Origin of the sequence: Chelativorans sp. Marseille-P2723, from assembly GCF_902809845.1 — a bacterium.
Taxonomy (GTDB): Bacteria; Pseudomonadota; Alphaproteobacteria; order Rhizobiales; family Rhizobiaceae; genus Chelativorans.
The window spans coordinates 254,607-278,633 of record NZ_CADDWI010000012.1 but is presented as its reverse complement, the minus strand read 5'-3'; the positions used below and the strand labels follow the sequence as shown (position 1 = coordinate 278,633).

Genomic DNA, 24,027 nt, shown 5'->3' with positions numbered 1-24,027 from the left:
TGTGTATAAGAGACAGTCCATGGGCACCGTCGGCGCCGCAGGCGAGGCCGCCGCCGCATCGGCCTCCGCTGGCGGTCCTCCGGCATGGGCGCAGCGGATGCAGCGCCGACAGGCGCTTGGCCACGGCACGACCATGGCGGGCCATGCCGTGCGCTCCGGCGACAGCCACGGCTCCGGCTCTTCCGTCAATCTTTCCGAAAGCGACCGCTCATGAATCTGTTCAAACGATCATCGACACATTACGGCAAAACACCCGAACCCGAGACCCCTTACCAGAAGGCCGCGCAGGTCTGGGACGAGCGCATCGGCACGGCTCGCGTTCAGGCAAGGAACTGGCGTTACATGGCCTTCGGCTCGCTGGTCCTCTCGGCCGGCTTCTCCGCCGCCCTGGTCTGGCAGTCGGCGCAGGGGACGATCGTGCCCTGGGTGGTGCAGGTGGACAATCTCGGTCAGGCGCAGACCGTAGCGCCCGCAACCGCGGACTATCGCCCGACCGACCCGCAGATCGCATGGCATCTCGGCCGCTTCATTGAGCAGGTGCGGGCCATTCCGGCCGATGCAATCATTGTCCGCCAGAACTGGCTGCGCGCCTATGAATGGACGACCGACCGGGGAGCGGCGGCGCTCAACGACTATGCCCGTGCGAATGACCCCTTCACCCGCGTTGGTCGCCAGCAGGTGGCGGTCGAGGTCTCCTCGGTGATCCGGGCGTCACCGGACTCCTTCCGCGTCGCCTGGACCGAACGCCAATACGAGAACGGCCAACTTTCCACCACCGAGCGCTGGACCGCGATCCTGACCATCGTGATCCAGACACCGCGCGACGCCGAACGGCTGCGTGCCAATCCGCTCGGAATCTACGTCAACGCCATCAACTGGTCGCGGGAGATGAGCCAATGACCCGCACGCCGATCCGTAAGTCCGGCTTTCCGGCTTTCCGCAAACCCGCGATCTTGGCCTTGCTGGCCGCGACGGCGCTGGCTGGATGTGCCACCAATCGGGTTCCTCAGTTCAGCTACGATGCCGACGTGCCGCCGCTGCCCGTCGTGCAGGCACCTGTCACCGATGAGCGGCCGCGCCCGCTGCACAAGCCTCCCTCCTGGAACGTGGCACGGGGGGGCAGCGTCGGTCGGTCCCGGCCGCACCCGTCATCCCGGCCGAGGCGGCGCGCAACTATCGCTACGGCCTGACCGGCGACAGCCCGCCATGGCGGCCGATCTCGGTTTTCGACGATGGTCGGCGCGTCTACGTCGTCTTCCCGCGCGGTATCGTCCAGGGCGAGATGCCGCCGATCTTCGTGCTCGGCTCGGATGGCGAGCCGCAGATCGTCAACAGCCGCATCCACCAGAACATCCTCATCGTCGACCGCCTGTTCGGTGCAGCCGAGCTTCGCCTTGGAAGTGGCGAGCGCCAACAGACTGTCCGGATCGTTCGGATCGAACAGCGGCAGGCCGCCGCCCGGCCCGCCCGCGATACCGGAGACTCGCCATCATGACCGAGGACAGAGCTACCGCTACCAGCACGGACGCCGCCGCGCCCATGCGGCTGCGCGCCGATCCGCCCCGTGTCACGCGACTTTCCCGCAAGATACTCGCCAGCGTCGGAGCCGTTGCGTTGCTCGGCATCGGCGGGGCGCTTGTCTACGCCCTCCAGACCCGAGACATGGGGACGAGCGGCGAAGAGCTCTATTCGACCGATAACCGGCCCACCGCCGATGGCCTGTCCGGCCTGCCAAGGGATTATACCGGCCCGGTCCTTGGACCGCCTTTGCCAGGTGATCTCGGCGGCCCGATCCTCGATGCGCAAAACCGGGGACAGCCGGTCGCACCGCCTGTCGTGGCGGCGCCGGCCGTCGACCCGGAGGAGCAGCGCCGGCTTGCCGAGGAAGAAGCGGCGCGCCTCAGCCGCGTTTTCTTCCAAACCGGTCCGGGCACGGCAACTGCCACCGGAGGTCCGGGACTGGCCGGTCTCGGCCTTGGCTCGCAAACCGGCGCGACGGCCGGACAGGATCGGCACACGGCTTTCCTCAACGGCCCTGTGGATCGCCAGACCGTTGCGCTCGATCGCATCATGGCGCCGGCGTCGCCCTACATCCTTCAGGCGGGAGCTGTTATCCCGGCCGCGATGATCACCGGCATCCGGTCCGATCTGCCCGGACAGATCACCGCCCAGGTCACGGAGAACGTCTATGACAGCCCGACCGGAAGCCTGCTCCTCATCCCGCAAGGCACCCGCATTATCGGGCAATACGATGCCGGCGTGACTTTTGGCCAGCGACGCGTCCTGCTCGTCTGGAACCGTCTGATCCTGCCCAATGGCCGCTCCATCGTGCTGGAACGTCAGCCCGGTGCGGACGCCAGCGGCTTTGCCGGTCTTGAAGATGGCGTCGATTACCACTGGTGGGATCTGATGAAGGCAGCGGGGTTGTCGACCCTGCTTGCGGTGGGGACGGAGCTCGCCACCAGCGACGAGGATCGCCTGATCCGCGCCATCCGCGATGGCGCACAGGACACCATCAATCAGGCCGGCCAGCAGATCATCCAGCGCCAGTTGCAGGTTGCGCCGACGCTCACCGTCCGGCCGGGCTTCCCGGTCAGGGTGATTGTCACCCGCGACCTCGTTCTCGAACCCTACAGGAGTTGACCATGGCGAAGCTGAAACTCGGACCCATCGTCGAGGACAGACCGGTCAAGGTGACAGTGGAACTGCCCGGACCGCTTCATCGCGATCTCGTCGCCTATGCCGAGGTCTTGGCGCGCGAGTCCGGTCAGCCCGCCGCAGACCCGGTCAAACTGATCGTGCCGATGCTCGAGCGGTTCATCGCCACAGACCGCGGTTTCGCGAAGGAGAAGCGGAGCGGGTCAGGCGGCCAGCTATGACATGGACTACCTGCGATCAGGAGCAGTGGCTGTGATGATCTCCAGGAGAGTATCGACCACCACGAGCGCAGCGTCCTGCCTGATCTTTTCATCCGGGGCACGGTTTTGGAGCGCAAGGGAGACTGCACCGTGAACGGCGGCCCAGAACGTGAAAGCATAGCGCTTCGGGTCCGCTCCCGGCAGAAGACCCTGCTTCTGGCAGGCACGAATGGCCTTCACCACCAATTCCAGCACCGACCGGCCAAGATCCGTCGAGAGCGGCCCTTGGTCCGCTGCGAGGCTCGGCGGCGGGGAAAACATGAGGCGGTACAGGGTCGGATTGTCGAAGGCGAACTGGGCATAGGCATGACTGCACGCGCGCAGATAGGCGAGGGGTTCTGCCCTGAAGTGTTTGGCCCGCGCCCGCTTCTCTTCATAGAGCCGCCTGAAACCGGCATCATGGACGGCACGCAGCAACGCGTCCTTGTTCCGGAAATGCCCGTAGAGAGCGGGTGCGGTGCAGCCGACCGCCTCGGCGACCGCCGCCAGTGGCACATCGAAATCGTCCCTTTTGCTAAGGAGCCGGATGGTCTCCTCAACTGCTTTCCGGGAAATGTCGAGGGCCGCATCCTTTTTTGGGCGGGGCATCAGTGCCGCCCCCGGCTGAGCCTGACATTGCTCAGCGCCAGGTCGCTTATCACAGAACGCGGTGTCATCGCTTTGGCGGGCACACTTGCCGCTCTCCTGCTGGCGGGTTGCTGGCGGACACTTTACTTAATGACATTCATTTTCCGTTGACGTTGGTAATGTCAATCTGCACGATACCGCTAACTGAATATTGTTAAGTTTCTTGCGTGGGCGAAATATGACGACACGACGCAGGGAAATCCGCGCGGCAGGAGCATCAAGCGGCTTCGAGGGTAGGGCGCGACCATCCTGGCCGATGGATGGCGTTGGCCGCAGCCCCCAAGCAGACGGGAACCTGTGAACGTGGATGGGGCGGAAAATATCTTTCCCCGTCCGAGCGACAATGCTCCAGATGAAATCCTGATACCCGAGCTGCCGCGCAGCCGCATCAAGCTCCAACACCTCCGTTATTTCGTGGCGGCGGCAGAGCACGGCAGCTTCCGAAAAGCGGGCCGAGCACTCGATATCGAAGAGTCGGCCATCAGCCGCCGCATTCGCGACATGGAAGATGAACTCGGCGCGTCCCTGTTTCAGCGTCATGCGGGCGGAGTTCGCTTGACGCTTGCCGGCCAGCGGTTTCTGAAGCCAGCGCGAACGGCGCTCCGGCATATTGACGCCGGCGCCAGTGAAGTCGCTGCCGTAGGCCGGTCCGAGGAGGGACACGTCCGGGTCGGCGTCTTCTCGTCGCTTGCGTCCGGCTTCCTGTTCGACCTGCTGCGGCAGTTCGGCAAACTCCATCCGAATGTCCGGGTCGATCCCATCGAAGGAAACCCGGCGGAGCATGTCGCTGCCGTCCGGACATTGAATCTCGACGTGGCCTTTATAACGGGCACGAAGACCTGGGACGGCTGTGAGACCGAACATCTGTGGTGCGAGAGGGTCTTCGTCGTGTTGCCTGATGATCATCCCCTTGCAAACAAGGTTGAGCTCGGATGGCCGGACCTGGCGTCGGAGCGGTTCATCGTAAGCGACGTTGCTCCGGGCCAGGAGATCCACGACTATCTGGTTGCACACCTTGCGGATCTCGGCAGCCATCCTGAGATTCACCCCCAACAGGTCGGACGTGACAACATCCTGTCCCTAGTTGCCGTAGGTCGCGGCCTCACGCTGACGAGCGAGGCCACGACTGTCGCGCAGTTTCCTAGCATCGCCTATCGGCAACTCACGGGCGAAGTCTTGCCGTTCAGCATGGTCTGGTCCACCCGAAACGATAACCCTGCATGCCGGCGGCTGCTGAGTTTGGCGCGCACCATCGGTCGAAATTCAGCCGCCTGCCATCTCCCTTCGAACGTTGTACGAAAACCCGGTGCTCCATATTGAGACTGCTGGCCCAAATTTCTTAGCGGATGGAAAAGCATGCGGCGGCTTAGCTGGCAGACCACGGACCTCCAAACGTCCTATCTTTTGTCCACATCAGTTCGTTCACTATATGTTCGACTAGGGCGCAATGGGGTGGTAACTTCGACCTATGCAACAGATCGAACCATTCGCCGATGAGCGAAACCAATCATGGTGCATTCACTGCACGCGATGGCTGAGCGACGTGAAAGTCAACCGCGACCACGTGCCATCCAAAAGCCTTCTTTACAGGCCCTATCCCGCAAACCTCCCGGTCGTCGAAATTTGTGAAGACTGCAACAGCGGGTTCTCGAAGGACGAAGAATACCTTCTGGTCTTCCTGTCAGCGGTTTTGAGCGGGAGCACCGATCCCGCGCGCCAGTCAAACCCCCAGGCTGCCGCGGTCCTGCGGCGGAACGAAAAGCTCAAGGCGCGCATTGAGCGCGCGAAGACGGCGTATGAAACCATAGGCGACGAGACCGAAACCGTCTGGAAGCCGGAGCCTGACCGTGTCAGGCAGGTCCTCGTCAAGAATGCGCGCGGCCACGCCTATTTCGAGTATGGCGAGCCATTGATGGACGATCCGGCGCGCGTGTGGTTCACGCCGCTACAATGCCTTGCTTCGGAAGAACGTGCCGCATTCGAAATCACCGGCGGAGACGGCGTTTGGCCCGAAGTCGGCAGCCGGATGATGACACGCCTTGCGACCGGGCAAGACCTGGTCGGTTCATGGGTCGAGGTTCAGCCCGGCATCTACAGATATGCCGTTTTCCAGGAAGGGGGACTTGTCGTGCGGATCGTGCTGCACGACTACCTTGCCGCTGAAATCATCTGGGACGCGTGAGAACGCGCGCTACGCGTCAACAATCGGTGTCCAGCCGAGGGCGCGCTCTATCTCGTCACGATATGCTGTCCGGATGGCCGCAGGCGTTCGCCGCACGTAGATCTCCGCGCCTTCGCGGGCATCTCCCGACAGGCCGCCGAGATAGGCGAGCACCTGCGTGCAACTCGGCGTCACATAGGCTTTGTCGAACTTCGGCTTGAGCGCGGTCCACACAACGCCTTCATAGCCGGCTTGCGTCGCCCAACCACCGATAGCCCTGGCCTGTGGATGGTCTGACTGTGACGATGCCGCCCAATGACCGACCGACCGGGTGATGAATTTGGCCGGAATCCCTTCGCGTTCGGCGAGTGCACGGCACGCTTCGTCCATCGATACGACGTCGAGCAAGGCGGAGAACACCTTCGCGGCGCACGCATCCGGCGTAATGGCGAGGGTGATGCGGCCGTCGTTCGATTGCCTCGTGAACTCGACTGGCAGCAAAGGACCATCGTTCGACCAGTCCGAACTGACGGGCAGCGTGCGCGGGTCCCAGATCAACGACCCCCAACCAAGGCAGGCGATCTTCATGACGCCTTCCCTTTTGCCTTCGCGACCGCCAATTCATGGCCGGCGATTTCAGCGCACGATTCTTCGGTGTGAAGCCAGCCGGACACGCGATCGACGACGTCACCCATTTCGGCGGATCTTTGCAAAGTGCCGCGCGGACGGGCTGTTCATCGGGATTTCCGGACTCTTCGGGCGCCTCGACCCGCGTGAACCCGAGCAAGGCATTCACTTCGCGCAACCGTTCCAGCAGCAGCACACTGTGGAGCTGCTTTTTGTACGCGGCAGGGACGGCGGCGAGCTTGCTCAGGAAATGCGGCCAGTCGGTCGGCGGATTGGGATCGGTCAGCACGTCCCATTCCGGCCCTTTAATGTCTGCGCCGCTTAGGCCCGCACGAACAGCATGCGGCTGTGGCAGAGCCGGACATGAGCGACCTTCACCGTCGTGGTTACCCCGCCCAGCACGACGATCTCATGGCTCCAGTCGAACTGGTAGACCTCGCCCGGTGCAAAGCTCAGCGGCACATAGGCGGCCGGCGGCGAAGAAGCGCGTTCGCTCTTCCAGCGCTTCGCATAGCGTCGCACTGCATCATAACTGCCTTCATAGCCCTGGCCGCGCAGGTCCTCGAAGACCCGCACCAGCGTCAGGCGCTCGCGCGCCGGCTTCGCCTCGTTCGCCGCCAGCAGCACCTCCAGCTTTTCCGTAAATCCTCCCAGCTTCGGCCGCGGTTGGTGCCCGCGCTCGTAGCGAAACTCCGTCGCCTCCGAGCGCACGATCTTACGCACCACTTTGCGGGAGACCTTCAGCTCCCGGCAAATCGCCTTGATCGACTTCCCTTGAACAAAATGGGCGCGACGTACCTTCGCGATCGTCTCCACAATCAGCATCCCAAATGCGGCTCCCGTGTTTCACGGGAGCCTTTGTGAACCCCTATGTTTACGGGGGTCCCTTTTGGACGCCGATCACCCCGAAAACGGGGTCCTTATTCCACGCCGATCAACACTTTGTTAAACCGTTGCACATACGTATATGGCGCGTCCCAAGCCCGGCCGACCAAGAAGCGCCATATCCGTTACGAACCAAACGTATCTGAGTCCGGAAATGAGCACCCCCTTCGTTCAAAGGGGTTCTGCTGATCATCAACATGGGCGAAGCGTTGGGAATGCGCCGCGACGCGCTCAGCTAAACAGAGCAAATCTACAAATGTTTTAGCGGCGATGGTTATTGCGCACAGGCAGCGGCCTCAAGGCCAACAGCCGCCCAATCGTCGATGCCTTCGTTCTCCACTAGATCGCGGACGTGGAACAGATAGTGCGGATGCTGCCTGACTAGCGTGTCCACGATCTTGCCGGCATAAGAGCGGGACGGAGACGGTCCGCATTCGGCAAAGCCGAACTCGTCTTCCACGCTGGGTGAACCTGCGACAGCACAGTCCTGGATTTCTAGTCAAAAACAGATCGAAATTGTCGCTCGGGACCGGGGCGGAGGATATAGCCTGACGATCAGCAGGGGGCTGCCGCAGGCGGTCCAGGTCGCCGACCGCTGGCACCTAATGGAAAACGCCAGCAGGGCGTTTCTCGAAGCAGTGCAAATCAACGCGAGAAATCCGGCGGTGTATCGGTGTGACGCGTATCGGCCCTGAGTTTCTGACGGCAGCCGAGAAGAATCAATATGACGGCTTTCTCCGCCGCGAGGATAAGAACCAAGCGGTTATCGCCCTCTTCAACGATGGAATCCCGCTCAAGGAAATCGTCCGCCATACTGGTCACAGCCGCGGCCTTGTACGCCAAATCACAAGGGGTTTGCATTCGATATTTTCCGCTCGCGCGAGAGCTCGCTTGAGCCATATCTGGAATGGCTGGACGCACGATGGGATCAAAGCGATCGAAATGGCGTCACCTGCGCCCAAAGGGCTTCAAGGGTTTGCCCGGGCGGTAGGAGAGTGGGCAACGCCGACGACGGGCCGAGCAGGCCGATGCAGCCTGCGGCGCATCCCCTCGGCGCGAACGATTGCCTGGCTGATGACCTCAACTGTGACCGGCTGACGAAGCCGGAAACTGTTATCATCGCCCGCCATTGAGGCCAATCTACCCGACCTGGTTACTGCCTGCAGTCAGCTCGAGGCGTTCCATACCATGATCCGAACCCGAAATTCTGCCGGTCTAGCCGATTGGCTCGAGCAGACTTCGCAGAGCTGATGGGCTCATTGGCGAAGGGGGGCTTCGAACTCTATTGGCTTGCTTGTCTTGGGACCTTTCTGCTGTAGGCCTGTCGCGCATTGCGCCGGCTCGAATTGGCGTGAACGGATAACTTTGGCGCGGGCTTCGTTCCGCTCCCGCGAATGGGGTCCCTCAACAATCGCAGGCCGTTTAGCACCACCAGCACCGTTCCCCCTTCGTGGCCAATCACCGCGAGCGGGAGCGGGAGTTCAAAGAACAGCCCTCCGGTTACCAGAAGGGCCATGGCTCCCATGGCAAACACCAAGTTTTGCCGGACGACCCGCGCGGTGCGCCGGGCCAACTGATGCGCATCCGCGAGCCGGCCCATGTCCTCCGACAGAAGCGCCACATCGGCCGCTTGGAGCGCTACGTCCGAGCCTGCCACACCCATGGCGATCCCGACATCAGCGCGGGCGAGTGCGGCTGCGTCGTTAACACCGTCTCCCACGAAGGCGACTTTGCCTCTGGCTGCGCATTCGCCGACCATCCGTACCTTGTCCTCCGGCAGCATGTCGGCGTGGATCTCGTCGGGCTTCAGTCCAAGCTCTGCGCCAATCTTTAGGGCAACCGGGCGGCGATCGCCCGTCATCATGACGATCTCGCCGACCCCACCTTCTCGCAGCGCGGCAAGAGCTGCCGCGGAGGTCTTGCGCGCCTGATCGGCGATCGTGACGGCTCCCATCACGCGCGAATCCCGCCCCAGGTAGATGACCGTCTGCGTGTCCTCAGCCAGCGCCTTCAGCATCGGATGGTCTATCGATGCTCCCATCTGGGCGCCAAGACGCGGATTGCCGGCCCACAATTGCCCTTTACCGTCATCGCCCACAACACCGGCACTCGGCCGCGTAATCACGTCCATTACTCTGATCGGGTCAATGCCCCGGCTGGCAGCCTCTTGCCGAATCGCCGCCGCGCTGTGGTGCTCGGAATGCGCCTCAAGTCCTGAAAGCAACGACAGGAAGAGCCGCTCATCACCGTCCAGCGCCACAACCCCGGTTACCGACGCTTTTCCGGTCGTCAGTGTTCCGGTCTTGTCGAAAGCAAAAATGTCGGCTGCCGCCAGTGTCTCAAGTGCCGCCCCGCCCTTGAATAGCACACCCCCGCGCGCGGCAGCCGAGAGTGCAGATAAGATCGCCGCGGGCACCGAGATAACGATGGCGCACGGGCTCGCGGCCACCAGCAAGGTTGCGGATCGGTAGAGGGCGTCTTCCCAGTCGCGTCCTAGCCAGTAGAAAGCAGCAAAGGCAAGAACGGCCCCACCCATTACCGCCAGCGTGTATCGCTGCCCGAACCACGCGCTGAAGCGTTCGGATGGTGCCTTGGCCGCCTGCGCCTCCGTCACGAGCGCGATCATGCGTGCCACCGTGCTTTCCTCCACGGTCCTTGTCACGGTTACCTCAAGTACGCCGTTGAGATTGACCGTCGCCTCAAAGACCGGTGCACCGGGTTGTTTCGCGACGGGCATCGACTCGCCGGTAATGTTTGCTTCATCGAGCGAACCGCGGCCGCCGACAATCACACCGTCCGCTGGAACGCGCGCGCCAGGCCGCAGCACCACGACATCATCCACTTTGAGATCGGCCGCAGGGACTTCCGACACCGTTCCGTCCGCACCACGCCTTAACGCTGTCTCGGGACGCAGGTCCATCAATGCCTCGATGGCGCGGCGCGCGCGGCCGAGCGCTCGTTCCTCCAAAGTGGTCGAGATACTGAACAGCGTCAGCAGAACTCCGCCCTCGAAGGGGGCACCGACCGCCGCAGCCGCGACGGCAGCAACCACCATCAGAAGGTCGATGTCGAGTATACGCTCTTCCCACAAAGTGACAGCCGCCCGCAAAGCAGCCGGGAGACCTCCAGCAAGATAGACCAGTGACAAAGCGGCGAGCGAAAAAGAAGCCGAGGCTGCGCCTTGAAGCGGCCACAGCGCGAGTATGGCCAACAACATACCCAGAACGGTAAGGCCTGTCATTATCATCAAGCGATCAAGATTAAACAGTTTGCTCACTTCTTCTCCTGGTCTCGATGTAACCTCTCACCATGGAGGTGCACCGCAGGTCGCTGCCATGGTTGGGTCGTTTGTCATGGCGGGAGACGGCTATTGGTTGAGTGCATAAGGTCCGGGCGGCGCCGCTAGCTTTAGGCATTACGTCGCGCCGACCGCTCTGGGCCCTGTCCGGCTGTGACCTCGTTCACTGCTTCGGCAATCCAGATTACGCCACGTCCTTATCCGAGCAGCATACAAGAACTTGCCTTTGTCATGCACTTCCTCGCAGATTTCCTTGCCGGGCAGGTATTGGCGCGCCTACTTTAGGCGATCGGTCCATTATACAACAAGATCAGGTTGGCGAGCTATCATTGGCTGGGACACGGATCAGATTTCCATGAAACCACCAACGGGAACGCGGTATGCAGACACTGGTCTTCAACGCCGGCAGCTCCAGCCTCAAGTTCGGCGTCTTCAGCGTGGCGACAGAGACCCATGGAGTGTTCAGAGGTTCTTACGAGCGCTTTCGGGACGGAGAATGCGAATATCGCTTCCTCCATGGAGAAACCGACGAGCGCGGCATGGCCAGCTTTGATAATCCAGGCGAGGCGCTGAAAGGTGTTCCAGGCGCGCTAAAGCGGTTCGGCGTCAACGCAATCGATGCCATCGGCCATAGGATCGTCCATGGTGGTGCCAAATTTTCCTCGCCGACACTGGTGAATGACGAAACGGTCGAGGCGATCGAGGCGCTAACCCCGCTGGCCCCGCTGCACATCCCGGCCAATCTCAAGGCGGTCGAACTGTGCCGCAGCTTGTGGCCGGACATACCGCAAGTGGCGGTCTTCGACACAGCCTTCCACCTCAGCAATCCCGCCTTCGTGACAACCTACGCGGTGCCCGCCAGATGGCGAGAGGCTGGCCTTCGCCGTTATGGGTTCCACGGAACCTCTCACAAATACGTCGCCGAAAGGGCCGCCGACGAAATCGGGCGACCACTTTCCGATCTCCAACTGGTGAGCATCCATCTTGGAAACGGGGCCAGCGTCTGCGCCGTTAATCGTGGGCACAGCATGGACAGTTCGATGGGCATGACACCGCTCGAGGGATTGGTGATGGGAACCCGTTCTGGAGATGTAGATCCCGGCGCGTTCGGCTTCCTGTCGCGCGAGCTGGGGCTTTCTGTGCAGGAGATCGAGGATGCGCTCTACGACCAAAGCGGGCTGAAAGGGCTGGCCGGCTCGTCTGATATGCGCGACATTGAGGATCGGGCAGCAGAGGGAGACCCCCAAGCCCAACTCGCGATCGAGATCTACGCCTACCGCGCCAAAAAATATGTCGGCGCATATGCGGCAGCCATGGGAGGGGTGGACGCGATCGTTTTCACCGGTGGCATAGGCGAAAATTCCCCCTCTATGCGCCGGCGCATCTGCGACGGGCTGGCCTTCATGGGCCTACAGCTTGACCACGACCGTAACATGGCCGTGAGCTTGACGGGACAAGCGGCGCCGCAGATTCAGGCTTATGGTTCGCGTGTCCGCGTCTTGGTAACTGAGACGGCTGAGCAACGCATGATCGCCCGCGAGACAGCGACAGCACTCGCGGGTGGAAGGTCCGGTGGCGGGCTACGCCTGCCCATCGCTGTCTCGGCAAGGCATGTTCACCTCTCTCTTGATGCGGTCGATGCCCTGTTTGGCAAGGGCTATGTCCTCAACCAGGCGACCGCCTTGAGACAGCCAGGCCACTGGGCTGCAAAAGAACGGGTTACGCTCGTCGGTCCCAAGGGCAGGCTCGAACGTGTCGCGATCCTCGGACCACTGCGCCAACGCACGCAGATCGAAGTGTCGCGCACCGACAGCTTTGCGCTCGGGATCGAGGTGCCCGTTCGCGATAGCGGAAAGCTCGAGGCTACTCCGCAGGTCACGATTGAGGGGCCTTCCGGAAGCTTCACCACGGACGGCCTTATCATCGCGGCCAGGCACATCCACACCAACCCCGTCGACGCAAAGCGTCTGGGCATTGAAGACGGCGAGTACGTCGACGTTCGCGTCGGCGACCCCGATCGTGGCCTTACCTTCGGACGGACCCTCGTGCGCGTGGGTGACAATGCGTTCACGGAAGTGCACATCGATACGGACGAAGCCAACGCAGCGGGAATTGACGTCGTTGCGACGGGTGAACTCGTGCAAATCTAACGCAATTGAACACACGTTGCGGCTGAGAGATCGTCACCCTGCTTTTGCCGCAGTCTTGCAGGGCCAACGCCCACGCTGGGTCTCTGGCGTGTCCTCGCCGTCATCACAGACAGTGAAAATGCTGTTCGAGTGAACGCTTGCATTGCGACAGAAGCCCTCCATGCATATTGCCGATGCATCTGGTGAAGCCTTTGCCGAGTGCATATCGACACGACACCCTACCAAGTCAGGGAATCGGTGACTTTAGGGGCAGCCCAATGATCCGGATCGTCATCCGGAACGCAAGGTCGGGATGTTGATCGGATCACTAGATCTTATGAGCGCTGGCGCGATCCTCGTACCTCTCGGCTAACCCAGGTTGAGCAAACGGCCGAGAACATCTTCGCGGCGCAACAACCCGATCATCTGTCCTGATCGAAGCACAGGAAAGGCTCGGTGCGGCTCTGAGAGGAACATCTCGGCGGCGGCGACGATGTCTGCTTCAGCCTCGATGGTCTTAACAGGGCGGCTCATCTGGTCGCCCACGGTGCCCCGCCACTGCCGGTAGTAGCTCGCCATCATGGCGGGGCGGAAGCAGTCCTTTTGCGTCAGAATTCCGACAAGGGCTCCTGACGCGTCCACGACCGGTGCTGCTTCCTGGCCGGTCGTGTGCAGCAGCCCGGCAGCCTGACGGATCGGCATCTCGGTGTCGAGCGTCAGATAATCGGTTCACATGACGCTGGCGATAATGTCAGTCATCGCTCTGAACCTGCTGAGTCCGCTTCGGGCATCCCGCACAACGCGCATCGTCAGGTAGGCAGGCCATCCCCCCGCAGGAGGTCTGAAGTACGCGGCCACGAACCATCAGTCCCAGGGCAAGACCGCCTGTTGCCAGAATGACTATCAGCGGCGCGATGACAAGCTCCATGTCCGTTCCTCCTCAGGCCAAGTGCTCATCGAAGCGACCGACTGCGACACGTCGAAGGCTCGCTTCCTCGTTGAAAAGGAAAAGCGCGTCCAGCCCATTTCGCTGGGCCAGCGCAGGGCCTTTGACGCCCGCGGACACGAGCGCAGTTGCCCATCCGTCGGCCAGCATGGCGTTGTCGGCGATGACGGAGACCGATGCAGCGGCCCCCTCTACGGGTTCCTCTGTGGTCGGATCGATAATGTGGCTGTAGCGCCTTCCGCCAAGCGTATAGCCGTTGACCTTGTCGCCCGACGTAGCGATTGCCCGCCCAGCGAGGGCAATGATTTCGGCCGAACGGACATGGCCGTGGCGGGGATCCTCCACCGCAATCTGCCATGAACGCCCGTTCGGATGATGTCCAAGCGCAGCGACTTCTCCGCCCAGGTCGACGATAAAATTCTCCTCGCCGTGTTCACGCAGCACACTCACCATCTGGTCAAGCGCATAACCCTTGGCAATCCCACAGAGGTCGACGGTCACTTCAGGGTGAGATTTGCAAAGGGCAGAATCCGAAGCCAGAATCTCGGCGTCTTGGGGAACCGCTGCTGCCGCAATTGGACCGAAGCCCCAGCGTCCTACATGCGGTCCGACGGCGATGTCGAATGCTCTCTCGCTGGCGCCCCGAACCGACAGTGCCGCCCGAACGACCGTCGCAATTTCGCTGTCGATCGGCTGCCAGTCCCGGCTTCGCCTCTCGTTGAATGCTGTGATGGCGCTGTCGCGGCGCCATGGCGACATCAGCCGGTCGATCCGCGCAAGCGTCTCCTGCAGGGCCGTCTGAAGCACGCCTGCGTTGGCCGCGGCACTCAACACGGCCTTCCAGGAGGTGCCGAAGGCCGGGCCGCCGATTGCCAAAGCCGGAGATGCGGAGCGGGCGAGCGCCGGAAAGGCAAGTGCCGTTGCCGCTGCAAGGCCGCCTGCGATGACCTGACGCCGAGTGAGATGGAACTTGTTCATGTCCTCAGCTCCCGAAATCGTCGTTGAAGATAGATTGCGGCTCCACGCCCAGATCGTCGAGCGTGGAGAGCACGGCAGAGATCATCACCGGCGGTCCGCAGAGATAATATTCACATTCGTCGGGGGCCGGATGGTCGCTCATGGCCTTCTGCAAGACCTCGTGAATAAAGCCGGTCGCGCCCCGCCAACGGTCACCCGGCGCGGGGTCTGAAAGGGCCACCGTCCAGTCGAAGTTCTCGTGCTGCGCAGCGAGGGCCTCGAATTCCTCAACATAGAAAAGATCGGCCACCGACCGGGCACCGTAGAAATAAGACATCTTGCGGCTTGTGCCGCGCGCAAGCTGCTCATGGATCATAGCGCGAAGCGGTGCCATACCGACACCGCCGCCCACGAAGACCATCTCGCGTTGCGTTGGCTGGACGTGGAATTCTCCATACGGGCCGGACACGTCGATGCTATCGCCTGGTTTTAGCCCCCGGTCGAATGCGACCTCGGCGAGGTCATGAGAATTGGCTGACGTCAGACGCCTCTCATGCTTGCGCTGCAAAGAGCTCGTTATCGGGGCTAGCCGACAGTCGCCGAGATGTCTCGAGGACCGTTGATAAATAAGGGTAAACTTCTTGCTTCACGCCTGCAACCATCAGTACTTGCTCTGAATGCAAGTAATGATGGAATCCTGCACGTTGACTCCGAATAAGGGCTTCGAGATTCCGCTAGGAGCCACGCCGTCTGCGGCGCGCTTCCGTCGAGGCGTGGTATCTCGGTGGTATCTCGGAGTTAGAGCAAGGGCGGCGACCCTAAAGTCGCCGAGCTAAACCCTTGACAATTATGAGAAAACTGGAGCGGGCGATGGGATTCGAACCCACGACCCCAACCTTGGCAAGGTTGTGCTCTACCCCTGAGCTACACCCGCTCACGCGGTGAAAACCGCAAGCGGGGCTTATATGGCCGAACTCCTGGCCGATTGCAACAGTGAATTCGATGTTGGTAATAGAAGAGTGAGCGTCGCCGGATCGCTTGAAGGGCAGGCTTTTTTAGGCGTGCTGTACCGGGCGAAGATGGGCGAAGCTTGGCTCGTTTGGTCTTTCCATCACAGCCAGATGCTCTAGCGGGTCAGCTTGGACGCCACGGCTCCAAACTGGTCCAGCATGCTTTCCAGATCGGCCGAAAGGCGGCTATGAAGCATGATTGCGGTTTCGGGATACTCTTCCAGGATGCGGTGGAATGGCGAGCGGCCAAGACGGATCACCTTCATATCGGTTTGAGCCACCGCGCTGGTGAGACGTTCTGTCTCGGCGATAAGCGCCAGTTCGCCCAGAATGGTGCCGGGGCCGTGAACGGAGAATATCTTACGGCTGCCGCCGGCTTGACGATAAAGCGCGACTTCCCCGGAAGCCACGACAAAGGCACAATCTGCCGGTGCGCCCTCAGCATAGAGCTTGCGTCCGGCAGACAGAGAGATTGTCTCTGCGCCAAAGGCGATGAGGCGTAGCTGCTCGCGCGTGAAGCCCTCGAAGAGTCTCACGCCGGACAGGATGCGAATGTCATCGTCCAGCGCCATGGCGGTTTTCGTTCCCGGATTGTCCCGTGGTTATGCGTTGTCCTGCCCGCTGTCAGGGAACGAGCTTATATCCGCCGCTTTCTGTCACAAGAATCCGCGCTTTGGAAGGATCGTGTTCAATCTTCTGTCTCAGACGGTAGACATGGGTCTCCAGCGTGTGTGTGGTCACGCCGGAATTGTAGCCCCACACCTCCTCCAGAAGGACATCGCGGGTGACGACCTTCTGGTCCGCGCGATAAAGATACTTGATGATAGCGGTTTCCTTCTCCGTCAGGCGGATCTTGCCTCCCCGAGCGTCCGTCAAAAGCTTCTGGCTCGGCCGGAACGTGTATGGTCCGACGGTGAATTTGGCATCCTCGCTCTGTTCGTGCTGGCGCATCTGTGCCCGGATGCGCGCCAGAAGCACGGCAAACCGGAAAGGTTTCGTCACATAGTCGTTAGCGCCTGCCTCCAGCCCCAGAATCGTGTCCGAATCGGTATCTTGTGCCGTCAGCATGATGATGGGTGCGCGGAATCCCCCCTTGCGCAGTAGTTTTACTGCTTCGCGCCCGTCCATATCTGGCAGGCCGACATCCATGATGACGAGGTCCACCATGGAGCTGCGCGCCGTCTGGACGCCCTTGGTTGCCGTTGCCTCTTGCAGAAGCGCGAATTCTTCATACAGAGCCAGTTGTTCGACCAGCATCGAGCGCAGGTCATCATCATCGTCGACAATCAGGATGGTGCGTGCCGTCATGTGCAGTCCATTGTTTCGTCATTGGATAACATTGACCCCGACCCCTTCTCTCGGAACGTCCCCTTATGCTCTACAAATCGCAAGCAGGAACCCCCAAGCATTATTTGTCTGCCACGTCGATTATACTCCAGAAACGTCCTGCGGCCACTGGAGTGGAAAAAAGGCATGCTGATGGCTGCGCCATTTCCGTGCGGCAGCGGCCGGGCAAGCCCACACAAGGGTTTCTTCGCATCGGCGGCCTAACCGTTCCGTGCTCGCTAGGTCGTTCCGGGATCACCGCGCTGAAGCGTGAGGGGGACGGCGCCACCCCGCTCGCCACTCTCAGGCCGCTGGGCGTCCTCTTCCGGAGGGACCGCCGGCGCAACGGCATAGGGCCTGTACGACTGCCTTCATTGCCGGTCCTGCCCGGCTTTGGCTGGTGCGACGCGCCGGAGGACCCGAACTACAACCGACCGGTGCCTTTGCCTTTTCGCGCAAGCCACGAAAAGATGCGGCGTAGTGACAGGCTTTACGATGTCTGCATCGTGCTCGACTGGAATACGCTGCCCCGCCGGCGCTACCGCGGCAGCGCGATATTTCTCCACATTGCGCATGAAGGCTTGCAACCGACAGAAGGCTGCATTGCTGTCTGCCCGCGTGTGATGGCGCGCATCCTGCCTCTGCTTACCAGGCGCACGCGCTTCGTCGTCATGCGATAATCGCAGCCGGAGGCGGATGCTTCCACTGATGCAAGGCTTAGCGACCGGGTTGAAGGAAGCTTCCTCTTATTGGCGGCATGCGGTAGAGGCAGGTTGGTAATGGGGCCTTTTGTCCAGAAGGCTCTTCCTTAAGGCAGCAGCGAGAAAGCAGCCCTGCGTCATGATTATTACACCATTACAGGCGAAGGATTTGAGCCGCTGACGGGCGGTTGACGCCCATGGGGTCGCCAGGCTGGCCCCATTGCGAATTACGATATATCTATTTTCAAGAAAGGGTGCCCGATGAGCATCAAGTCCAATTCCCTGCAACCATCCGGCGCCAGTGGTATGGCAATGGAAGGCGAGACGGAACGCCTTCGCAGGCTCCTGCGTGCGCATGCAGCGGCGGAGGATCTTGCAAGCTACAGCGAGGAAGCCCTGGCGCGTGCGGCGACAGTGGCATTGACGGCTTTGAAAGAGCATCGCCTCGGGAAAACCGTTGTCACCATTGAAGCCGATTCAGGCATTCTGCGTAACGGGCGGGCCGTTACGGCGGTAACCGTTGTCAATGACAACATGCCATTCCTTTTCGATTCGGTTCTTGGCGAGATTGTCGAGACATGGGCTGAGCCTACGCTGGTGGTGCATCCGGTGCTTTCGGTACAGCGTGGTGCGGATGGCGTTGCCAAGATTGTCGATGAGGCGGTAGCGGATGGCGCACGCATCAGCCTTATCCACATCCATTTACCGCGCCTGTCGGCGGAAGCTTGTAGTACCCTGCGCGGGCGGCTCATGCAGATCATTGGACAGGTGCGCGCGGCCGTTACGGATTGGAAGCCGATGCTGGCGCGCCTCGACCAGGAGATAGCCAAGTTGCGCAATCCCGCCGTGCCGCTCGATGCGCAGGCAGTGGCTGAGGCCATCGCGTTCCTCGACTGGCTGCGCAACGAAAATTTCACATTTCTCGGCATGCGTGAGTTCAGATATGTCGGCGGGAAGGACAACGGTACGCTGGAGCGCGCTGGCGAGGAAGGCTTGGGCATACTGGCGGACCCCAATGTGCGGGTCCTGAGGCGCGGGGACGACGATGCGGTATCCACCACCCCTGAGATACGCGCGTTCCTGCATGGGCCAGAGCCCATCATCGTTACCAAGGCCAACGCCAAATCGGCGGTGCACCGTCGCGCATATCTCGACTATGTCGGCGTAAAGACCTTTTCCGATGAGGGAGAACTGACGGGAGAGCTGCGCATAGTCGGACTTTTCACATCCACCGCCTATACCCGATCGGTCCTGAGTATTCCGTATCTGCGGGCGAAAGTCGAGGCTGTGATTGCGCGCTCCGGCTTTGCTCCGGAGGATCATTACGGGAAGGCGCTGATCAACATTCTGGAATCCTTCCCTCGCGATGAACTGTTCCAGATCAACCTGCCCACTCTGTATGAGCATGTGCAGGCAATACTGGCGCTCGGAGATAGACCTCGGGTGCGAGTACTATACCGAGTTGACCAGTTCGATCGTTTTGTTTCCATAATCGTGTTCGTCCCGCGCGACCGGTACGATTCCCAGGTCAAGGTCGAGATCGGCAACTATCTGAGGGGCGTTTTCGAGGGGCGTCTTTCTGCCTATTACCCGGCTTTCCCGGAAGGAACGCTGGCTCGCATCCATTTCATCATCGGCCGCTCTGGCGGCAAGACTCCGCGCGTCGAGCCGGCGGTGCTGGAGGCGGCCATCCGGGACATCATCCGGACCTGGGACGACGCATTGCGCGAGACCGTAGAGGATGAAGGGGCGCCTGAAGACATTGCCGCAATCGCCGCAAGCTTCCCCGAGAGCTATCGCAACGCCTTCAGCCCGGCGACCGCGCTCTTCGATGCACAACGCATCCAGGGCGTTTCCGCTGACGATCCGATTTCGATCGACTTTTACAGGCGCGAGGGGCAGGGTGAAACTCAGGCGGCATTAAAGATCTACCACTTCGGGGTTGCAGTTACTCTCAGCCGGCGGGTTCCGCTGTTGGAGAACATGGGCTTCCGGGTCATCAGCGAGCGGACGTTCGAACTCGGCAAAGCTGAGGAGAAACGGATAATCCTTCACGATATGGAACTGGAGAGCGCCTTCGGCGATCCCATCGACCTGTCCGACGGGGGCGCTCTTTTCGATGAGCTATTCCTGTCCGTTTGGCGGCTGGAAAAGGATAATGACAATCTGAACGCGCTGGCACAGCGCGCCCAGCTCAGGGTTGACGATATAGCCGTGTTGCGGGCCTATAGCCGCTTCCTTCATCAGATGGGGGTCCCCCAGAGCCAGGGCTTCATAGCCGACACTCTGAATCGCCATCCCGCCATAGCCGCGAAGCTGATCGAGTTCTTTGCCGCGCGGTTCGATCCGGCGCGCCAAGGCGCGGCCACGGCAGGCGCGGCGCAGCGGATCGAGGAAGAAATCCAGACCGCGCTGGAAAACGTGCCGAACATCGAGGACGACGCCATCATCCGCCGGTTCCTCAACCTCATCAAATCGACCTTGCGGACGAATCACTATGCGTTAGGGGGGGCGTACGGTGAGCAGTCACTGGCGTTGAAACTGGATTCGCGATCGATCGAGGGCCTGCCGCAACCGCGGCCTTGGCGCGAGGTCTTTGTATATGGGCCGGAAGTGGAAGGCATTCACCTGCGCTACGGCCCGATTGCGCGCGGTGGCTTGCGGTGGTCTGACCGTGCGCAGGATTACCGGACAGAGGTGTTGAGCCTCGTCAAGGCGCAGCAGGTGAAGAACAGCGTCATCGTTCCCGTGGGTGCAAAGGGAGGTTTCTATCCCCGCCGTTTGCCCGCCGGCGGTGAAAGGCAGGAAATCTTCGAGGCGGGACGTAAAGCCTATGTCAACTTCATCACGTCGCTGCTCTCCGTAACCGACAATCTGGAGAAAGATGCGGTGGTGCCGCCTGATGGCGTAGTCCGTCATGACGACAATGACCCTTATTTCGTGGTTGCCGCCGACAAGGGCACGGCTACCTTCTCCGACACTGCCAATGAGATAAGCCGGAAACATGGCTTCTGGCTCGACGATGCTTTCGCCTCCGGAGGCTCGGCGGGCTACGACCACAAGAAGATGGGCATCACAGCGCGTGGCGCGTGGGAAGCGGTGAAACGGCACTTCCGCGAATTGAACAGGGACATCCAGACCGAACCCTTCACCGCCGTTGGCGTCGGCGATATGTCCGGCGACGTCTTCGGCAACGGAATGTTGCGTTCGCCCATGACGCGCCTTGTCGCGGCCTTCGATCACCGCGACATCTTCATCGATCCGGATCCGGACCCCGCGATTTCCTATGCGGAGCGCAAGCGGCTTTTCGAAATGCCGCGTTCGAGCTGGCAGGATTACGACAACTCCAAGCTATCCAAGGGCGGGATGATCGTCTCCCGCTCGCAGAAGCAGGTGACTCTCTCCGGCGAGGCGGCTGCGGCGATCGGCATCGACAAGCTCACCGCTTCGCCAGCGGAGATCATGCGCGCCATTCTCACAGCGCCGGTGGATCTTCTCTGGTTCGGCGGCATCGGCACCTATGTGCGCGCCAGCGATGAATCGGATGCCGATGTCGGCGACCGCGCCAATGACGGGATTCGCGTAGAGGCCAAGGCGGTGCGGGCTCGGGTCATCGGCGAAGGCGCTAATCTGGGCATGACGCAGCGCGGACGCATCGAGTTCAATCTACAGGGCGGCCGCTGCAACTCCGACGCAATCGACAATTCCGCCGGCGTCAATTCGTCCGACCTTGAGGTGAACATCAAGATCGCGCTCGCCGCTGCCCTTAGGAGCGGGACACTTGAGCGTCCGGCGCGCGACAAGCTCCTGGCAGACATGACCGACGAGGTGGCTCAGCTCGTCCTCAGGAACAACTACCGTCAGACGCTTGCAATTTCGCTGGTGGAAAACCGCGGCCTTTCGGAGCTGCCGCATCAGGCGCGAATGATGGCGCTGTTCGAGCAGCAGGGGCACCTGGATCGGGCGGTGGAGTTTCTGCCTGGGCCGGAGGCGCTGGCCGAGCGCCAGAGTCGCGGCGACGCGCTGACACGGGCAGAGACCGGCGTGCTGCTCGCCTATGCCAAGCTTGTGCTTTCTGATGCGCTGGTTGCAAGCACGGTGCCCGATGAGCCGCACTTCGAGGTTGATCTTTTCGCCTATTTCCCGGAGAAGATGAGAGAGGAATACGCGGACGAGATCCGTGGTCACCGGCTGCGGCGCGAAATCATCGCCACCGAGCTTGCCAATGACGTGATCAACCGCGGCGGCCCCACTTTCGTGACGCGCTTGCAGGACATGACGGGCCGCCCGGCACACGAGATCGTCGAAGCCTATGCGGTTGTGCGCGATGGCTTCAACCTGCCTTCGCTCTTTGCCGAGATAGATGCGTTGGATAACCGGATCGATGGGCAGGTGCAGCTTGAGCTTTATCAGCGGGTATGGCGGCTGATCATGTCGGCGACAGCCTGGCAGCTCAAGAATGCTTCCGGTGAAGGCTCCACGGGTGAGCGCATCGGCCGGCTGGCAGCGGCACGGGAGGCGCTTGAGCCTGTGCTTACGCCTCGCCTGCCGCCTTTCCTTGCCGAGGAGATAGCGAAGGAAAGCATGCGCCTTAACGGCGAAGGCGTACCCGGGCATCTGGCGGAGCGGCTTGGCTTCCTCGAAGTATCCGCCCTTCTGCCGGACATCGCGCTGGCCACCGACATGGCGGAGACCGAACCTGCAAGGGCCGCTGCCGCATTCTTCCACGTCAGCGAGATCTTCCGCCTCAACCGTATTGACGCTGCAGCAAGCTCCATCATGCCGTCGGATTATTATGACGGTCTGGCGCTGGCGCAGGCGCTTGACCGGATCAACCAGGCACGGCGGAGCATCACCGTCGCAGCGCTGTCAGGCCATCCTGATGCCGACGATCCGGCCGCAAGCTGGGCTAAGGCGGGCGGCGAGAGAGTGGCGCGCGTGCGCGAAAGGCTGCAATCACTTGCGGAGAGCGGCGAGATAACCGTCTCATGTCTCAGCGTCGCAGCAGGGCTGATGGCGGATCTAGGCGGTTGATCAGGGCAGCACAATCCGCGCTTGAGGAAAGCGGGGCGAAGACGGACCGGCGTGGCATCTGGGGCTGGATGCTGTTCGATTGGGCGCAGCAGCCGTTCCACACGCTCATCATCACCTTTGTCTTCGCCCCCTATTTCGCGGCAGCGGTTGCTCCCGATGCCGCGCGCGGGCAGGAGCTATGGGGGCTGGCGACGGGGATCGGCGGCCTCATGATCGCACTTTCATCGCCAGTGCTCGGAGCGATCGCCGATGCTTCAGGTCCGCGCAAGCCTTGGATCTTCGGCTTTTCTGTCCTTGGAGCCGTGGCCTGCGCCGCACTCTGGTTTGCGACGCCGGGGATGGAAAACCTGTTGCCGGTACTCATCCTCGTGGCGCTGGCCGTATTCGGTATGGAGTTCGCGGCGGTATTCAACAATGCCATGATGCCTGATCTGGTGCCGCGTGCGCAGCTTGGCCGGTTATCAGGATCGGCATGGGGGCTCGGCTATGTGGGTGGGCTGCTATCGCTGGTTCTCATGCTGGGCTTCATGAGCGCATCGCCGGAAAGCGGGCTTACGCTCCTGGGGCTGGAGCCAATTCTCGGCCTCGATCCGGCGCAGCGGGAAGGGGACAGGGCGGCAGGTCCGCTGACGGCCCTGTGGTATCTTATCTTTGTCCTGCCCATGTTCCTCTTCACACCCGATCAGACGCGCCGCAATTTTTCCGGGGCAATTGAAAAAGGCCTGCGGCAGCTTGGCGCCACTTTGCGCCGCCTGCCGTCGGAGCGCAGCTATTTCAGCTTTCTCGCCTCCTCGATGTTCTACCGCGACGCCCTCAATGCGCTATACGCGTTTGGCGGCATCTATGCGGCCGGCGTGCTTGGCTGGTCCATCACGCAGATCGGTATTTTCGGCATACTTGCCAACATAACAGGGGCACTGGGCGCGTGGCTGGGCGGGCGCATGGACCAGGCTTTCGGGCCAAAGGCGGTGGTTAGCGCGTCGATCCTCACCTTATGCTTTTGCTGTGTGCTCGTCATCTCCACCACGGCGGACCAAGTGTTCTTCATTCCGGTCGGTGTAGCCGGCTCGTTCATTCCGGACATGGTGTTCTTCACCGCCGGAGCGCTGATTGGTGCAGCGGGAGGTTCGATCCAGGCAGCTTCGCGCACGCTCCTGGTCGATCAGGCTCCGCGCGGCCAGGTGACGGAAGCATTCGGCCTTTACGCCCTTTCGGGCAAAGCAACGACCTTCATCGGCCCCCTCTCCGTAGCCGCGGCAACGGCCTATTTCTCCAGCGATCTGTTTTCCTTTTCTGCTCAGGATGCACAGCGGCTCGGCGTTACTCCCATCCTCGCGCTTTTCGCCCTCGGGCTGGTGCTCCTGCCAATGGTTAGAAGTTTGGGCGCGCAAGAGGCCGCCATATAGTG

22 protein-coding genes, 1 tRNA gene and 3 pseudogenes are annotated in these 24,027 nt (G+C 61.5%); 13 read left to right on the top strand and 13 right to left on the bottom strand.

The window, feature by feature from the left end; all coding sequences use genetic code 11:
* The 5 genes and pseudogenes from HUS57_RS11355 to HUS57_RS11335 form a co-directional block, all read left to right on the top strand.
* Window positions 1–214, top strand: a pseudogene (locus tag HUS57_RS11355) (P-type conjugative transfer protein TrbL); the annotation flags it as partial.
* The gene (gene trbF, locus HUS57_RS11350; protein ID WP_173933744.1) at window positions 211–900 is read left to right on the top strand and encodes a conjugal transfer protein TrbF; all 690 of its coding nucleotides are present in this window, start codon (window positions 211–213) and stop codon (window positions 898–900) included. The pseudogene HUS57_RS11355 and the gene trbF, both read left to right, overlap by 4 nt.
* Window positions 897–1,495, top strand: a pseudogene (locus tag HUS57_RS11345) (TrbG/VirB9 family P-type conjugative transfer protein). The gene trbF and the pseudogene HUS57_RS11345 overlap by 4 nt, the downstream one beginning before the upstream one ends.
* Window positions 1,492–2,643: a TrbI/VirB10 family protein gene (locus tag HUS57_RS11340; RefSeq protein ID WP_173933742.1), complete on the top strand. Its 1,152-nt coding sequence runs from the start codon at window positions 1,492–1,494 to the stop codon at window positions 2,641–2,643. The pseudogene HUS57_RS11345 and the gene HUS57_RS11340 overlap by 4 nt, the downstream one beginning before the upstream one ends.
* A 2-nt stretch (window positions 2,644–2,645) precedes the next feature.
* Window positions 2,646–2,879: a DUF2274 domain-containing protein gene (locus HUS57_RS11335; protein ID WP_173933740.1), complete on the top strand. Its 234-nt coding sequence runs from the start codon at window positions 2,646–2,648 to the stop codon at window positions 2,877–2,879.
* Between the two features lie 6 nt (window positions 2,880–2,885).
* Here the strand turns inward: HUS57_RS11335 and HUS57_RS11330 are convergent, their stop codons facing one another.
* The gene (locus tag HUS57_RS11330) at window positions 2,886–3,506 is read right to left on the bottom strand and encodes a TetR/AcrR family transcriptional regulator (RefSeq protein ID WP_173933738.1); all 621 of its coding nucleotides are present in this window, start codon (window positions 3,504–3,506) and stop codon (window positions 2,886–2,888) included.
* 342 nt (window positions 3,507–3,848) lie between these two features.
* Here HUS57_RS11330 and HUS57_RS11325 point away from each other — a divergent pair, with 342 nt between their 5' ends.
* Both HUS57_RS11325 and HUS57_RS11320 read left to right on the top strand, forming a co-directional pair.
* Window positions 3,849–4,865, top strand: a complete 1,017-nt coding sequence (locus HUS57_RS11325; RefSeq protein WP_173933736.1) for a LysR family transcriptional regulator — start codon at window positions 3,849–3,851, stop codon at window positions 4,863–4,865.
* Between the two features lie 223 nt (window positions 4,866–5,088).
* Complete coding sequence (locus tag HUS57_RS11320) at window positions 5,089–5,727, top strand: hypothetical protein (protein WP_173933734.1); 639 nt, start codon at window positions 5,089–5,091, stop codon at window positions 5,725–5,727.
* A 9-nt stretch (window positions 5,728–5,736) separates the two neighbouring features.
* On the opposite strand, the gene HUS57_RS11315 is transcribed toward HUS57_RS11320, so the two are convergent.
* From HUS57_RS11315 to HUS57_RS11305, 3 genes and pseudogenes are all read right to left on the bottom strand, one after another.
* Entirely contained in the window at window positions 5,737–6,294 is a 558-nt protein-coding gene (locus HUS57_RS11315; RefSeq protein WP_173933732.1) for a hypothetical protein, read from the bottom strand.
* Window positions 6,295–6,657: 363 nt separating this feature from the next.
* A pseudogene (locus HUS57_RS11310) lies at window positions 6,658–7,158 on the bottom strand (IS21 family transposase); the annotation flags it as partial.
* A gap of 334 nt (window positions 7,159–7,492) precedes the next feature.
* Entirely contained in the window at window positions 7,493–7,678 is a 186-nt protein-coding gene (locus HUS57_RS11305) for a hypothetical protein (protein WP_173933729.1), read from the bottom strand.
* 1 nt (window position 7,679) lies between these two features.
* Between HUS57_RS11305 and HUS57_RS18110 the strand changes: the two genes are divergently transcribed.
* Entirely contained in the window at window positions 7,680–7,913 is a 234-nt protein-coding gene (locus HUS57_RS18110) for a transposase (RefSeq protein WP_173933803.1), read from the top strand.
* Here HUS57_RS18110 and HUS57_RS11295 read toward each other — a convergent pair.
* Both HUS57_RS11295 and HUS57_RS11290 read right to left on the bottom strand, forming a co-directional pair.
* Window positions 7,864–8,079, bottom strand: coding sequence for a hypothetical protein (locus tag HUS57_RS11295; RefSeq protein ID WP_173933727.1), 216 nt, complete (start codon window positions 8,077–8,079; stop codon window positions 7,864–7,866). The genes HUS57_RS18110 and HUS57_RS11295 overlap by 50 nt on opposite strands.
* A gap of 421 nt (window positions 8,080–8,500) precedes the next feature.
* Window positions 8,501–10,465, bottom strand: coding sequence for a cation-translocating P-type ATPase (locus HUS57_RS11290; protein ID WP_173933802.1), 1,965 nt, complete (start codon window positions 10,463–10,465; stop codon window positions 8,501–8,503).
* A 431-nt stretch (window positions 10,466–10,896) separates the two neighbouring features.
* On the opposite strand from HUS57_RS11290, the gene HUS57_RS11285 reads away from it, so the two are divergent.
* Window positions 10,897–12,666: an acetate/propionate family kinase gene (locus tag HUS57_RS11285; protein ID WP_173933725.1), complete on the top strand. Its 1,770-nt coding sequence runs from the start codon at window positions 10,897–10,899 to the stop codon at window positions 12,664–12,666.
* Between the two features lie 348 nt (window positions 12,667–13,014).
* On the opposite strand, the gene HUS57_RS11280 is transcribed toward HUS57_RS11285, so the two are convergent.
* The 5 genes from HUS57_RS11280 to HUS57_RS11260 form a co-directional block, all read right to left on the bottom strand.
* A complete protein-coding gene (locus tag HUS57_RS11280) occupies window positions 13,015–13,365 on the bottom strand; it encodes a CBS domain-containing protein (protein ID WP_281409293.1) in 351 nt (116 codons plus the stop codon).
* A 31-nt stretch (window positions 13,366–13,396) separates the two neighbouring features.
* Window positions 13,397–13,573, bottom strand: a complete 177-nt coding sequence (locus tag HUS57_RS11275; RefSeq protein ID WP_173933721.1) for a hypothetical protein — start codon at window positions 13,571–13,573, stop codon at window positions 13,397–13,399.
* Window positions 13,574–13,585: 12 nt separating this feature from the next.
* On the bottom strand, window positions 13,586–14,569 hold the full coding sequence (locus HUS57_RS11270; RefSeq protein ID WP_173933718.1) for an FAD:protein FMN transferase: 984 nt from the start codon (window positions 14,567–14,569) through the stop codon (window positions 13,586–13,588).
* A gap of 4 nt (window positions 14,570–14,573) precedes the next feature.
* Window positions 14,574–15,116, bottom strand: a complete 543-nt coding sequence (locus HUS57_RS11265) for a hypothetical protein (protein WP_246727848.1) — start codon at window positions 15,114–15,116, stop codon at window positions 14,574–14,576.
* 291 nt (window positions 15,117–15,407) lie between these two features.
* Window positions 15,408–15,482, bottom strand: a tRNA-Gly gene (locus HUS57_RS11260).
* Window positions 15,483–15,513: 31 nt separating this feature from the next.
* Between HUS57_RS11260 and HUS57_RS11255 the strand changes: the two genes are divergently transcribed.
* On the top strand, window positions 15,514–15,678 hold the full coding sequence (locus tag HUS57_RS11255) for a hypothetical protein (protein WP_173933716.1): 165 nt from the start codon (window positions 15,514–15,516) through the stop codon (window positions 15,676–15,678).
* Here the strand turns inward: HUS57_RS11255 and HUS57_RS11250 are convergent.
* Window positions 15,675–16,130, bottom strand: coding sequence for a cyclic nucleotide-binding domain-containing protein (locus HUS57_RS11250; protein ID WP_173933715.1), 456 nt, complete (start codon window positions 16,128–16,130; stop codon window positions 15,675–15,677). The genes HUS57_RS11255 and HUS57_RS11250 overlap by 4 nt on opposite strands.
* Before the next feature lie 52 nt (window positions 16,131–16,182).
* Complete coding sequence (locus tag HUS57_RS11245; protein ID WP_173933713.1) at window positions 16,183–16,866, bottom strand: response regulator transcription factor; 684 nt, start codon at window positions 16,864–16,866, stop codon at window positions 16,183–16,185.
* A gap of 152 nt (window positions 16,867–17,018) precedes the next feature.
* Between HUS57_RS11245 and HUS57_RS11240 the strand changes: the two genes are divergently transcribed.
* From HUS57_RS11240 to HUS57_RS11230, 3 genes are all read left to right on the top strand, one after another.
* Window positions 17,019–17,564 carry a L,D-transpeptidase family protein gene (locus HUS57_RS11240; protein ID WP_246727847.1) on the top strand — a complete coding sequence of 182 codons (546 nt, stop codon included), beginning with the start codon at window positions 17,019–17,021 and terminating at the stop codon, window positions 17,562–17,564.
* A 327-nt stretch (window positions 17,565–17,891) separates the two neighbouring features.
* Entirely contained in the window at window positions 17,892–22,619 is a 4,728-nt protein-coding gene (locus HUS57_RS11235) for an NAD-glutamate dehydrogenase (protein ID WP_246727852.1), read from the top strand.
* 68 nt (window positions 22,620–22,687) lie between these two features.
* Window positions 22,688–24,025 (top strand): MFS transporter, encoded by a 1,338-nt coding sequence (locus HUS57_RS11230; protein ID WP_246727851.1) that lies wholly within the window; start codon window positions 22,688–22,690, stop codon window positions 24,023–24,025.
* Window positions 24,026–24,027 lie beyond the last annotated feature (2 nt).

Coding starts and splice junctions, on each gene's coding strand:
- HUS57_RS11340 (WP_173933742.1), top strand. CDS start 1,492: ATGACCGAGGACAGAGCTACCGCTACCAGCACGGACGCCGCCGCGCCC.
- HUS57_RS11275 (WP_173933721.1), bottom strand. CDS start 13,573: ATGGAGCTTGTCATCGCGCCGCTGATAGTCATTCTGGCAACAGGCGGT.
- trbF (WP_173933744.1), top strand. CDS start 211: ATGAATCTGTTCAAACGATCATCGACACATTACGGCAAAACACCCGAA.
- HUS57_RS11255 (WP_173933716.1), top strand. CDS start 15,514: ATGGCCGAACTCCTGGCCGATTGCAACAGTGAATTCGATGTTGGTAAT.
- HUS57_RS11330 (WP_173933738.1), bottom strand. CDS start 3,506: ATGCCCCGCCCAAAAAAGGATGCGGCCCTCGACATTTCCCGGAAAGCA.
- HUS57_RS11270 (WP_173933718.1), bottom strand. CDS start 14,569: ATGAACAAGTTCCATCTCACTCGGCGTCAGGTCATCGCAGGCGGCCTT.
- HUS57_RS11335 (WP_173933740.1), top strand. CDS start 2,646: ATGGCGAAGCTGAAACTCGGACCCATCGTCGAGGACAGACCGGTCAAG.
- HUS57_RS11285 (WP_173933725.1), top strand. CDS start 10,897: ATGCAGACACTGGTCTTCAACGCCGGCAGCTCCAGCCTCAAGTTCGGC.
- HUS57_RS11315 (WP_173933732.1), bottom strand. CDS start 6,294: ATGAAGATCGCCTGCCTTGGTTGGGGGTCGTTGATCTGGGACCCGCGC.
- HUS57_RS11230 (WP_246727851.1), top strand. CDS start 22,688: ATGCTGTTCGATTGGGCGCAGCAGCCGTTCCACACGCTCATCATCACC.
- HUS57_RS11250 (WP_173933715.1), bottom strand. CDS start 16,130: ATGGCGCTGGACGATGACATTCGCATCCTGTCCGGCGTGAGACTCTTC.
- HUS57_RS11235 (WP_246727852.1), top strand. CDS start 17,892: ATGGCAATGGAAGGCGAGACGGAACGCCTTCGCAGGCTCCTGCGTGCG.
- HUS57_RS11295 (WP_173933727.1), bottom strand. CDS start 8,079: ATGCAAACCCCTTGTGATTTGGCGTACAAGGCCGCGGCTGTGACCAGT.
- HUS57_RS11245 (WP_173933713.1), bottom strand. CDS start 16,866: ATGACGGCACGCACCATCCTGATTGTCGACGATGATGATGACCTGCGC.
- HUS57_RS11290 (WP_173933802.1), bottom strand. CDS start 10,465: ATGATAATGACAGGCCTTACCGTTCTGGGTATGTTGTTGGCCATACTC.